The organism is Chthoniobacterales bacterium (assembly GCA_039930045.1).
Classification (GTDB): domain Bacteria; phylum Verrucomicrobiota; class Verrucomicrobiia; order Chthoniobacterales; family DASVRZ01; genus DASVRZ01.
Genome location: JBDSQB010000017.1, coordinates 105,533 through 118,662 on the forward strand (window position 1 = coordinate 105,533; position 13,130 = coordinate 118,662).

The window sequence follows — 13,130 nt, forward strand, 5'->3', positions numbered from 1 at the left end:
GTTTATTTTTGGAGTTGAAGGCGAAGAATTCGCTGATGGCCGTGGTCGTAAACGACGGCACTGCCGTTGCGGGCCGCGATTATGGTTGGCCCGTCGAGATCGAATTCGTAAACGGCGAGCGGGCGGCGGGTTTCGATGTCGTAGCAAAGTACGCGATTCCCCGATGGGTCACACACCCAGAGCGCGGAGCCATCGGCGCTCAAGTAGATTGGCTCGGAGGAAGCCAATGCATCCCATCGGGCGGTTTCCACGAATTCTCGCCCCTGTAATTCGAGTTCAACCACGCGACCGTCGCAAGAGGCAAAGAATTTTCCGTTTCCGGCTTTTGAAATGGCCGTCAGCCGCCGGATTGGAATGGAAGTTCGGAAGGAAAGTTCCCCGAGATTTTTGAGCAACTTTCCGTCGGCGCGCAGTTGATAAGCACGTCCGGTTCCGTCTGGCTCGATCACGACTATTGCCTTCGTGCGCTCGACCAAAACTTCGACGGCTCCGACCGCGTCGCGGGAAAAGGGATCCGTGGCGACATCCCAGAATCTCGGTTCGGTTTTGAAATCATAAACCGCGAAGCCTGCCCTCCCTCCGCCCAAGACAGGAACGACGAAATTGCCATCGGCGCGTTCGCAAGGCTGCTTGAAGCCGGTGGCGTCCAACGTAAGCCCGAATTGCAAGGGTGCATCGGGTGGCGCATCCGGTTTCCAGACGCCCCCGGCCGCGAGCACAGTGCCATTCGCGCTAATGTTCAGACCTGCGCAGGTCGGCAGCGCGCCCAAGCGGCGGCCGATGGTCAGGTCGCCCCGGCTTTCGTCCCAAGAGGCTAGTAGGATTGCCCCCTTTTCTCCGCTGATAGCATAAGTCTCGTTGTGAAGCCGAGCCAGCCCAATACCCAATCCGAGGTCTGGATCCACTTTGAGCCGTCCAAAAAAGGTTCCTGTCATTCCGCCCATAACCGGTCCGGGATCGGCCTCCAACAAGGCATTTAGCCGGTTGATGGTGCCGTTGGGGTCAAAACTAAAAAAGAAATCCCCTATCCGGACTGGATTTCTGCCCTTGATGTCCCTGGGCCAGTTGGGATCGGGTTTGCCGTCCGGCAAAAACTTCGTAACACGTCCCCGCGGTTGCATGGCTCGAGCAGAAATCCGCATAGGACTTTCGACATAAACCGAACCGTCGGGCCCGAGATCAATGGAGGCTGCAGGTGCATCAGGCAGAGGGACCTCGGTTTTATCCGTGAGATTCACCAGAAATAATTTGCCGTTTCTTCCCAATGCAACGCGGCCATTTGTCGAATTCTTGCTTAGGATGTCCGCAGCCACACCGAGGCCTTTAAACCTCGCGCCCGGCGCAGCATCTGCAGACAGCATCGAGAGCGAGCCATCGGCGAGAAGCACAATCTGGTTCCCGGCAGCAATGATCGCCTTCGGCAAATTCTCCGGCTCCGGTGTCTGGTAGGTACCGACTAGGCGACCATCGGCGGCATATTTGTTGATTTGGCCGCGTCCTCCGGTTCCCCAGATGAAACCGGCCGCGTCCACCCCAACCCCGGCTCCCACCGGGGCCACCTCTGAAAATTTCACGAGCGTTCCGCCTGCCTCGCCAGAGTTTCCCAGAACTCCCGAAAATATAATGCGTTCTGCGTGGAGGTTTGCAGCGAGGAGCGTCGCCGAAATTGTTAGAAAGTGTAGTGCGTTCATGGAAAAATGAGGGTTCCCCAATTCGCTGGCTGAATGGTCGCCTCGCCAGGAACGTCGTTCACCAGACCCGTCTCATGGTTTGACCAATAGGAGCGCAGCAAATCCACACTTCCTGCTGCGTCGCCGTAGATCACACCGAAATCACCCGCCAGCGTTTCGCTCTGCCCAGTGCCAGGCAGACCAAGGGCGTTCGCGGGAATGTCAGCGACGACGGTGTATTCGCCCTTTCCTTGAGTAACGGTGACGCTTGCCTCCGTCACCTGCCGAACCGCGTCGATCTTTTCCGTCCGCCAGGGACTGCTGAACAGCACGGGGTCTTTTCCGTCGGGATTTTGATAGTCGTAAAGCACCGCGATGGTTTTCTTTCCGAAGGGAGCGATCAGCAACCGCCGATCGCCACGCGTCGGGCGTTTGCGACCGACCGGGGCCGATGCGTCGGTGGAAAATTCAAAAGCGACGGCGTCGCCGGTTTTGAAAAGCTGTTTGTCATCCGCACCGCGATTAATCCACGGCGAAGGATCCTTAACTTTCCATGCGATCAACAACCGTTTCCCCTGACGTGCCAGCTTGACCCGCGCGTAAGGATATTCTGCGCCGCGTTCTCCCCATTCCGCTTGCCATTCCCCTCCCCATGAGTCGGGATCCTGCGTTAGCCCAGCAGGAATATCCGTCACCGTTAGCGTCTTCGGTGACGGTGCGATCTCCGCCTCTTTGCGAGCGTGGGATCGGGCTGCCGTCGCTTGCGCGTCCGAGACGGTGATCTCCCCACGGCTGCGCCGGAGTGTGTCGAGTCCTTCCATCTCAAAAAGCCGGTAATCTGGCTTGCCGGACTGCAGGTAATATTTTCCGTCCTTCCGAGATCGCCCAAAGTAACCTCCGAAAGGTTCGCCCTCCGTCCGGTAAGGACCCGTTTCCACGGACATGCGAATGTCGGAAAAAAATTCGTCGAGATAGATCCCGTCCGTAGTCAGGATCATGTCCCGTCCGTAGTTGCCGTTCAGCACGGTGACGTCTCCCTCCTTGTCAAGAGGCGCCACACCAAGAAAAAACAGCGCCGCTTGTAAATCTCCAGATTTCGGCAGGGGGGCTTTGTGCGATCCTTGCACGCCCGCCCATTTGCCCGGGAGCGTCCAATCCAGATTACCTTGGGCGTTTAGGGCCGTTATCGGCTCGGCGTTTATCAGAAGCCGTCCCTGCGAATCCGTGGCCGTAGCTTGAAGGTTGGCGAAGCTTGGTGCCTCCACGGATTCCTTCAGTGCTTCAGCAAGCCGATAGTCCGGCGTCCCAGAGGGAAAGAATCCATGCGGCTTAAGCCGAAGCAGCCGCGTTCCCGACGGCGACTCCACTAGCACTTTCATCGAGAGGCCGGACTGCCCGCTTCCCCAGGAGCCGAACGCCCACCGCGTCTCTTTTGGCAAAAACTCAAATTCCTCGTTTTCCGGCAGGCCGTCACCATTGATGTCTTTCCAAAGAAAATGGATGTCGGCTTTTTGTAAGACCTTTTGAGGAACCTCAATCCAATCGGGATTGCGGGGAGACGGTTGAAAAATCTCCTCAGGCTTTTCCCGCAATTCACGGGCCGCATCGACGAGAGCTGCCTTAACCTCGGTCACCTCCGCAATCGAGCGAGGCAAAGTCCAGCGAAAAAAGTTCGCCATGCCGGTTAGCTGTCCAAGTAGCGCGAGCGGTTTGAGCGTCTGATCGTCCATCAGTTCGAAGAGCGAAATTTGTTTCGATTGACCAAAAACGAAGGTTCTTCCTCCCTCCCGGACGAATTCGAGCCTGTAGTCGTCGGACCTGCGAATCAGTGCCGCCCCGGATTTCGGACGATAGAGAGTAGAGAGCGGGCGGGCCGTCTTCGCCGCAAAATCCAAGCTCCACAGAACTCCTGCTCCGATCCAGTGCGTCGCATCATCGGGATCAAAGCTGCCGCCCGGCGCGCCATAATCCGTCGGGCCGAACAATTCTTTAACGAGCTGACCCGAGGCAACGTCCCAGACACTGATCCGGCGCGGCGTACGATCATCTTCTGTTACCCAAAGCTTTCCCTCCTTGTCCGTTGCGATCCCAAAGGGCTGATAGACACCATTTGATTGCCACTTTCCGAGAGATGGCCGCCCGCCCTTGCGACCCAGTGTGCGAAGCAACTCCCCACGAGCAGACATAACCTTGATATCCTGGTCAGGGCCATTATCGCTGATCAAAATCTCCCCTCGCGGAGAAACGGTCATCCCGCGTGGTGCGGCCACCGCAGGGGTGCTCAACGGATGGAATATTCCGCCCTTCACTTCCAGCATGCCCAAACGGTCTCCGGAAAACGCCATTAAATTCCCGTCCGGCCCGGCTGCCAGCAAACCGGGATTCGGCAGTTGGATTTCCCGGGTCTGTTTTGCTGTGCGGGCGTCCAAGATAACGATGCGATTTTCCTTTTTTAGCGAAACAAACAACGATTCTCCGATTGCTGCGAATCCGGCCAGGTTGTCTGCGGGAGGCACCCAGAAAGGGACAGTGCCGCTACCCTCGAAAGGGTTCACGGCCACTTCTCGCTCGCCTTTCGGACCTCCGTAAGAAAGCGACTTCCCTTCCTTGGTCCAGGCGAGAATGTTCAATGGACGCGGGCAACTCCACGTCCCATCAGGCCGCAGGACGAAGGGCGTGTAACCGGGACGCCCTTCCACTGCCGCAAACACGCGATCGGCGGCTGCGGCGAGCATCAGCTTCCCGCTCGAAACGTGGGGAGGGATACGAATATGGCTCTGTTTCGCACCTTGCAGGTCCGTCCGGACGATATTGAATCCCGCCTCCGCAAGTGGCCATCCTAAATAGACATCCTCGCCGAAGGCGGCTGCAGCGGTGGGGTTCGAGTGATCGCCGCCCCAGCTGCCTTTCGGATCATCCAAGCCAAAAGGCGGCTTGCCTTCGTTGTAATATGAAAAGAGATACTTTGGATGAATGCCTGCGTGGCTGATAGCCTTCCAGCGGTAGATCCCTGATAGGACAGGCGTGCCGGAATCGTCCAGCCCGTCCCAGACCAGGCGACGCATGCCCACCGGCAATTTTAGGGCACTCACGAGACTTCGAACTCTTTTTCCCTCCGGAGTTTCGATCACCAGCGACATTAGCCCTGCAGCTGGTTGCTCAAATTCGATGGCGATTTCATTTTGTGTCGCCGCCACTGCTTCCTGATGCCCGGCTAGATCGAAGAATTCCCAATGGGATGCGTCCGTGGAGAGCGGGTCGAACCCAGCACCCGGTCCGCCGTCCCGATAACGTTGGATGAGCCTCGGCGTCGAAGGATTTTTCCCAGGCCAGATCACCCGCAGAGCCATGCGAAATCCAGCGGCGTCTGGAGGAAGATGCAAAGCTTCTCGTGGAAAACGAAACACCATGCGCAGGACATTGCCGAGGGAAACTATGTTCGCCTGTGAGTTGTCCTGGCGCAGATTCTTCCCGGCCCCGACAACAACTTCGGCCATGGGCTGCTTGCCGTCTGTTCCGAACCGTTCGACATCGACTGCAACTTCAAGGTCTTCCTCGGAGATATGCGCCGCAAACGCGAGCTTCGGGTCCACCGCTGTAGAAAGACGGATAAACTCTTCCTCTGTGAAAACCGATGCGGTTTTTCCTTCGGCAAAAGAGCAGGCGATCCCAAACAGTAGGGAAGCGCCCAAAAGAAAGGGGAAGCGCAGCATTGTTTATCACGGATACGATGAACGTCTCTGAAGGAAAGGTCCTAATTAGTGTATGAATTGTGTATAGACTGGAAATGCTGCCTTCCGAGCAACACGTGATATATGTGTATTTCCCTATGAGCCGCCCCTCTTTCACCCCGCTTTCGCATCTCGAGGATATCATCAATCTAATTCCTGTCTTTCGAAGTGCGTGGACGAAATCCAGCAGGCTTATCATCTGCTTGCCGAATACTTTCTCAATGGAGGAAAGTTGCTTCTTTGTGGAAATGGTCCGCGCTCAAAGGTAGCGCTCTTTCCCAAAAGTTTGTCGATGGCAGCCTGTTCCCCCCGCTTATGCAACGCAATGTAACAAAGACTTCATCTCTGGCAGCGCCCCTTGGAGACGTGATTAAGGATCCCCAAACGGGTCAGACACTGTGGTGCGTTGGTACGCTTCGCTATACCAAGGGCGGCTTAGTAATTCTGTTCGCATGGTTGATGTTCAACGATTTCTTTTTGATGCTGATGGAAGCGGTGAAACCCGCGCTCAACGGCATCCTCATGCGCGATAATGGCGCGACCAACACCGAAATTGCTCTCTACCTTGGCACTCTAAGCGCAGTATTTACCATCTGGATAAATCCCGTCGTCAGCACCGCGTCGGATCGCACGCGTACGCGTTTGGGTCGGCGGCGTCCGTATCTCCTGGCCGCCGCACCGCCTGCGGCGCTGTTCCTCGCCCTTATTCCATGGGCACCGGACGGATGGAGATGGCTGATGGGAGTCCCATGGGTTGCCGCTCGCTTTGGTGGCGGTTCCATTAGTGGAGCCGTACTCGCCATTGGCGTGTGCAGCATGATATTTTCGATGTTCAACGCGGTTCTCCTGTCGATATTCACATATTACTTTTGGGACGTGGTGCCCAAATCATTGCTAGGTCGTTTTAACGCCATCGGCAAAATCGTTACCACCATACAGTCGTTCATTTGGAATTACTGGATATTTGGTCTGGCTGAAAAACATATGCATTTGATTTATGCAGTGCTGGCAAGTCTATTCCTGATAGCATACGTAGGCAGTGTGATCACGGTGAAGGAAGGTGAATATCCGCCTCCAGAACCAATCGTTAAAAAAAATCCGTTAGCTTTGATAAAAGGCTATTTCGTCGATTGTTTTAGCGAAAGCTACTATCTGTGGTTTTTCGCGGGTTACATCGCTTATCAAGTCGGAAACATCAGCAACATGTATCGCATTTTTCATTGGAATGAGACTTTAGGCCTGAGTCTTGATACCATCGGGAAAATGCAGGCATGGCCTTCCCTTGTCATCGTTCTATTAGGATACCCGCTGGGTGCTCTGGTTGACCGGCTCAATCCGATGCGTGTGCTTGGTCCCTCGCTCCTCCTTTGGGCGCTTTGCAACGTAGCAAGCTTCTTCTTCTTGCGAGGAGCGACATCGCTGCTCCTGTGCATAGGGGCGATTATGATAGCAAGTTTCATTTTCGGTATATGTGCAAGCGTGGCCACAGTCGAAATTTTTCCGAGGGAAAAAATAGGACAATTTTGCTCGGCCAACTCCATTTCGCAGCAGGTCTTCTGCTTCCTTATCACTCCACTTGCCGGTCTGTTCTTCGATTGGATCAAGGACTACACCTATGTCTATTTGTGGTCTGCAGTGGCCCAATTCCTCGCCGCTGCAATTTTCACGAAAGTTTGCTTCAATTGGCGACACCGGACCGGACTATTGGCGGAGATCGAACCTCAACTACAGCCAGTGGCTCGATAGAAGGTATTTCATCTTTGCTCTGTTCCATTTAACCACTCACCCTTTTCACTATATCAATACTGATATGAATTACTCTCGGGACCGTCTTGTCTGTCGGCTCGTTTGTGCGATCGAAAACGAGACTGTGAATCTCTTGATGACCAGTGAGATTTCGGTGCCTCGAGGAAGCTGGATTCGATTTAACCTGGCCTCTGGCGGCTGTTGGTATGGACATGGCTTTTCGCATAGACAGCCTTATCCATTGAATGCGGAGGCAATCGTTAACACGCGTTTCGCGGTGAACAACATCCAGAGTCCCATTTGGATGTGCTCAGAGGGTTATGCATTTCTGATCGACACGACGGAGAGCCTTGAGGTGCGATGCAACGAACAGGGTGATGGCTGGCTGCGGATTATGTGTTCTGAGACGGCGGTAACGGTCCGCGTTTTTCAAGGAAAGAGCCTTCCAGAAGCGCATGGCCAGTTGATGAAGCATCTCCATTGGCCGCCTCCGTGCCCGGAAGCACGGATGTTCGGCGACTCCATTTTTTGCACCTGGACACAGCACCCACGGGCTGTCTTGCAGGGGCGGGTTCTGGAAATGGCCAAGGCAATCAGGCAACATGGCTTTCCATGTTCGATGCTTACCATCGACGACCGATGGGAATCGGTTTTTGGCGAATTAACGTTTTCTGATGATTTTCCAGATCCTGCCGGAATGGTGCGCGAACTGCACGAAATGGGGTTCAGCGTTTTGCTGTGGACGACGCCATTCGTCAATCAAGAGGCAGCGTCATATCGCGAACTGGCGGAGCGAGGATGGCTCGCCCCAAGGTACGATGGCTCGGGTCCGGCTCTATTGAAATGGTGGGGAGGCACGGCTGGAATCGTCGATATCACGAATCCGGAAGCGAAGGAATGGTATCGAACCCGGCTTCTGCGGCTGATGGACGAGATAGGAGTTGATGGATTCAAGATCGACGGTGGAGATGCGAAGTACATGCCGGAGCCGTCGATAACAGCCTGGCATCGAAATGTGGGGCCGTCTGGTTATGTCGACCTGTATCTGTCGCTTTATGAAGAGGTCGCTCCCGGCAAATGTGAAAGCCGAACGGCTTGGCTCTCGCAGGGCCGGAACATTCTGTGGAGAGAAGGAGGCAAGGATTCGCATTGGGGAGTCGACAACGGCCTCAAGGCTATGGTGAACCTCGGCCTTCACCTTGCTCTGTTGGGTTATGACACGCTTATTCCGGATATGATTCCCGGAAGGGTGCAAACGATGGACGCGAACACGCCCCTCCCGAGCGATGAACTCTTTGTTCGATGGGTCGAGGCTTCCGCGCTGATGCCACTGATGCAATTCTCCTATTACCCATGGAATTACGCTGAAACCACATCCAGCATAGCCAGGCAATATGCGCTGCTTCATAAAAGCTTGGAAGATTATCTTGTGGAGCAGGCGTTCAATCGTAGTGCACCACTTCTACGGCCATTGTGGTATGATAACCCTGACGAGGCCGACTTTTATTCTATCGACGATGAGTTTCTGCTAGGAAACGATCTTTTGGTGGCGCCGGTTCTCGAAGAATATCAAGTGGCGAGAGATATTTTTCTGCCATCGGGCAATTGGCGCGATGCATGGACCGGGGAGTTGATTCAGGAGAAACACTTGCTGCAATACCCCGCTCCTTGCCCAGGAATTCCAATTTTCGTGCGCGCAGAAAGAAAAGATCTTCTTCAGAAGATTCGGACTGCCCTCGACGGCATCAAAAAGGGAGGCATCCTCTCTTCAACAAAGAGCGCTACTTATTCGAGCGGACTAAATCGAGACATCAGTGTGACAGGATAATTCATGACTCGATTTTTGGGGTTGGAACGGAGAATCGCTGCCGGTCGAATTGGCTCGCTTTCCCACGACTACTCCAGACGCTTTGCTGGACTCTGGCTTCCTTCCTGCCGTCAGAGGAAGCCGTGCTACGCATTGGCTTTGTTCGTGGCGACCCTCTCGACTCCCAATCTGGAACCCTGCTGACTCCATCCAACCTACCTGCCTGACATCACTTTCCCCTAGTTCGCTCCATCAAGGGCGATTCGGCATCCCGCCACCCTGATGAACGATGCCAACGTCAACGCCCTGGCTCAATGGAAGTTCGCCGCAGGCCGCAGGCGGCAATCTCTTATTTTCCTTACTAGCGGCACCGGATCGATACGAAGCCGCCGCCAACTTTATCGACGATCCGATGCGAGTCCAGATCGCCGGAGAAGCTCTGCCGGAGGATGTATCCGCTTGCGAAATCTTACCCGCTGCTCTTGGGTTCACCACGGAAACACGGGAGCCATCTGCGGCGCTCTTTATGAAAACTCCAACCTCTGATCTGCGAGGTGGAGGTCATCCGCAAAGCTGCCTAGCAGATGGCGTCCGCTTAGAGCGATGCTGTACTGGCTAGATAGCGACTAAAGTAAAACAATATATTCCTTGCGAGACCTGCAAAAGATGGGGATTATCATCCCGTCCAACCTTCAATGAGTAGTGATTGGCTCCTTCCACCGTAGTCGTGTTCCGCTTTCAGCAGGGCGAGTCTCATTTGTGAAGAACCTGCCAAATCAAAGAACGGAGTCAAACCCCCAACTCAGGTATCGCAGGTTCGAGGACATCGTTGTCTGACTTCAGCTCCTGCTATAAAAACGGGATGTCTGGGACGCGAATTGTAATCTACTTCATCTGCACCTTTCCCACTTTGAGATGAACGCCGCAATTCTTTCTGAAACTCCCCACGCTGGAATGGAAATGCGGTTGTGGGAAGGTCCAGCGCCCGGTGTAGCAGCCAATCCCGGCGAAGAAATGGTAGAGCCGAGTGGCCGGGTTTCCAATGTTAGCATACCAACTCTCACTGCCTACCTGCCGAAAGCTGAGCACGCGAGCGGCACGGCCATTATCATCTTTTCCGGCGGCGCGTATATTCATCTCGCATCAGGACCGTTAGGGCGCGCGGCAGCCGATGCATTCCTGCAGAAAGGCATCGCGATTTTTTCGCTCAGGTATCGGCTGGCACCTCCCTCCACGAATGTTCTTCGCGACGCGCTCGCGGACGCGAAGTGCGCTGTGCGAACGGTTCGTAGCCGTGCCGCCGAGTGGCATGTTAATCGTGACTGCATTGGCATCATCGGGTTCTCGGCTGGCGCAAACCTAGCCCTGAATCTCGCTTGCGACAGCGATAAGGGTGATCCCGCCAGCACCAATCCAGTAGAGAAACAAAGCTCCCGGCCTGATTTTATAGGTTTGTTCGCACCTTGGCCTTTCAACCAGCGCATTGAGGATTTCAAAATAAAACCAGCCATGCCTCCCGCTTTCATCGCCCACGCACGCGATGACTCTACAGCGCCCTTCTCTTTTGCGGAGGAAATTGCGAGGGCATTCAAGCAGGCTGGGGTGCCGATTCGTTTCGAGCCGTACGATCAAGGCGGACACATGGCATTCAACTTTCGATTGCCTTTAATCAAGGAGTGGCCGGCGAAGTTGCTTTCATGGCTGAAAAATCACAAATTATACACAGAGTTATTGTAGCCATTCAGGACTCTTCTGTCCTCCAGAAGCCTCCTTGCAGTTGCCTCTTAGTCAAATCATTTGGGCAACTTATCGAACACAAAGCATGTCAAGCTATGTCCAGTTCGGATCGACTTTGAGGTATTGATGATGTTGGCGGCCCCAATGGGCACGAGCGATCTGAGCTACAAGGTCGAGACGCTTCAGCCGTATGCGAATGTGCTGATCGATTACGTCCGCAAATACGAGACGGTGGGCGGGCAGGGGAAGTGATCTGCCGCAGGTGGAGTCTGCGGATAGGGTGACGATTCGGCGGTCACAGACCGCCGCTACAGAGTGCGGATGAAATGCGAGACGTGGTCTAGCTGCCGCGGATCATTTCTTTCATCCGGGCGAAGCTGAGTTTGGCGGCTTCCTCGGTGACGGGTTTCGTCATGAGCGTGTGGTAGTTGGTGACTTCCAGGTCGTCGGGGGCGAGTTCTTTGATGAATTCGCTGGGGGTGCAACTGCTGGCGCTGCCGTATTTTAAGCGGTTCGCGCAGTGGGTGATGGTGAGCGTTTTCCGCGCGCGGGTGATGCCGACGTAGAGCAGGCGGCGTTCTTCGTCGAGGGTGCCTTCGAGTTTCGAGCGCGAGTGGGGGATGATGCCGTCCTCGAGGCCGACGAGGTGGACGTGGCCAAACTCGAGCCCCTTCGCGGCGTGCAGGGTGATGAGGGTGACGCCTTTTTGGTTGTCGTCCTGGTCCTCTTCCTCGCGCTTTTGGTCGAGGGTGAGTTCGTCGAGGAAACCTTGCAGGCCGTTGTTGTCGGAGGAGCGGTTTTGGTATTCGCCGAGGGCGTTGAGGAGTTCGTGGACGGAGCTTTCGCGCTGGAGGAGTTCGGCGGGAGTTTTGCAAGAGCGTTTGAGGTCGTCGAGGTAGCCGGTCTCCTCGATGAGGGCTTTGACGATGCTGGCGTAGTCGGCGCGGGGCTCGAGGATGCGAGTTTCATACCGATCTAGCAGCGAGGCGAAACTGCGGATGGCTCCGGCGGTTTTCTGGGAAAAGGTGGCGAGAAAGGCGTCGCTGCGGAGGGTTTCGAAGATGTTGCACCTGTCGGCGATGCTTTGCTCAAGGGCGCGGGCGGTGGTGGCGGAGCTGATGCCGCGCGCGGGGGTGTTGACGATGCGGAGGAGGGAAACGTCGTCGCTCGGGTTCATGATCGCGCTGAGATAGGCGAGAATGTCCTTCACTTCGCGGCGGTCATAGAAGCTTTTGCCGCCGATGAGTCGGTAGGGAATCTTGAGCCGGCGGAAGTTTTCCTCGAGCAAACGCGATTGGGCGTTCATGCGGTAGAGGACGGCGAATTCCTCCCAAGGCGCGAGGGTTTCCATCTGGATGCGCTGGATTTCCTCGACGACGAACTGGCTTTCAACGCGGTCGTCGGGCATCTGGATGAGGCGGACTTTGTCGCCGGGGCCGTTGTCGCTCCAGAGGGATTTGGGGCGGCGGCGCGGGTTGTTTTTGATGAGGCTGTTGGCCGTGTTGAGGATGGCGTTGGTGGAGCGGTAGTTTTGCTCGAGCTTGACGACGTGGGGATTGGGGAAATGGTGCTCAAACTCGAGGATGTTGCTCACTTCGGCGCCGCGCCAGCCGTAGATGGATTGGTCGTCGTCGCCGACCACGCAGACGTTGGGCGGGCTGCCGGCGAGGAGGGAGACCAAGTCGAGTTGCAGTCGATTCGTGTCCTGAAATTCATCGACCATGAGGTAGCGAAATTTCCCGCTCCAGAGGTCGCGCACGTCGTCGTGCTCGCGCAGGAGCTGGACGGCGAGCATGAGGAGGTCGTCGAAATCGACGGCGTTGAGGTGTTTCAAGTCCTGCTGATACTGGCGGTAGATGGCACCGATGAGGGTTTCGTCGTCCTCAGGTGGACGCCAGCCGTTGTTTTTGGCCTTGCTGATGAGGGCCTTGGCCGCGCCGGGGTCCATGTTTTCATCGCTGGCGGCGGTGCGGTTGATGATTTTTTTGATGAGCCCGAGCTGGTCGCCCTCGCTGTAGATGGAGAAGGTGTTTTTGTAGCCAAGTTTCTCGATGGAAACGCGGAGGATGCGTAGGCAAAGCGAGTGAAACGTGGAGATGTTCAGGCCCTTGGCGTCATCGACCATGCCTTTGATGCGCTCCTTCATTTCGTTGGCGGCCTTGTTGGTGAAGGTGACGGCGAGGATCTGCGAATTGGGCACGCCCTTGGACATCAAGACGGCGATGCGGGCGGTGATGACGCGCGTTTTTCCGGTCCCGGCCCCGGCGAGAATGAGGAGCGGTCCCTCTATGGAGGTGGCGGCCTCGAGCTGGGCGGGGTTGAGGTCGAAAAGGCGGAAACGGCTCATGTGCGGGGGCGAAGGTGAGTGGCAATGCGCTGGCTGGCAAGTTTGCGAGGAGGAAAAGTTGAGGAACGCGGGGAGGTCTGTCATCGTAGCGA

7 protein-coding genes are annotated in these 13,130 nt (G+C 55.7%); 4 read left to right on the plus strand and 3 right to left on the minus strand.

Going from position 1 to position 13,130, the window contains the following annotated elements; genetic code table 11:
* Nucleotides 1-2 precede the first annotated feature (2 nt).
* Both ABIT76_13680 and ABIT76_13685 read right to left on the minus strand, forming a co-directional pair.
* Entirely contained in the window at nt 3-1,424 is a 1,422-nt protein-coding gene (locus ABIT76_13680) for a hypothetical protein (GenBank protein MEO7934199.1), read from the minus strand.
* Nucleotides 1,425-1,687: 263 nt separating this feature from the next.
* Nucleotides 1,688-5,383: a hypothetical protein gene (locus ABIT76_13685; GenBank protein ID MEO7934200.1), complete on the minus strand. Its 3,696-nt coding sequence runs from the start codon at nt 5,381-5,383 to the stop codon at nt 1,688-1,690.
* A 258-nt stretch (nt 5,384-5,641) separates the two neighbouring features.
* On the opposite strand from ABIT76_13685, the gene ABIT76_13690 reads away from it, so the two are divergent.
* The 4 genes from ABIT76_13690 (at nt 5,642) to ABIT76_13705 (ending at nt 10,943) form a co-directional block, all read left to right on the plus strand.
* Nucleotides 5,642-7,147 carry an MFS transporter gene (locus tag ABIT76_13690; GenBank protein ID MEO7934201.1) on the plus strand — a complete coding sequence of 502 codons (1,506 nt, stop codon included), beginning with the start codon at nt 5,642-5,644 and terminating at the stop codon, nt 7,145-7,147.
* 124 nt (nt 7,148-7,271) lie between these two features.
* A complete protein-coding gene (locus ABIT76_13695) occupies nt 7,272-8,975 on the plus strand; it encodes a glycoside hydrolase family 31 protein (protein ID MEO7934202.1) in 1,704 nt (567 codons plus the stop codon).
* Nucleotides 8,976-9,869: 894 nt separating this feature from the next.
* Nucleotides 9,870-10,691, plus strand: coding sequence for an alpha/beta hydrolase (locus ABIT76_13700; GenBank protein MEO7934203.1), 822 nt, complete (start codon nt 9,870-9,872; stop codon nt 10,689-10,691).
* 126 nt (nt 10,692-10,817) lie between these two features.
* Nucleotides 10,818-10,943, plus strand: a complete 126-nt coding sequence (locus ABIT76_13705; GenBank protein ID MEO7934204.1) for a hypothetical protein — start codon at nt 10,818-10,820, stop codon at nt 10,941-10,943.
* 88 nt (nt 10,944-11,031) lie between these two features.
* Here the strand turns inward: ABIT76_13705 and ABIT76_13710 are convergent, their stop codons facing one another.
* The gene (locus ABIT76_13710; protein ID MEO7934205.1) at nt 11,032-13,038 is read right to left on the minus strand and encodes a UvrD-helicase domain-containing protein; all 2,007 of its coding nucleotides are present in this window, start codon (nt 13,036-13,038) and stop codon (nt 11,032-11,034) included.
* Between the last annotated feature and the right edge of the window lie 92 nt (nt 13,039-13,130).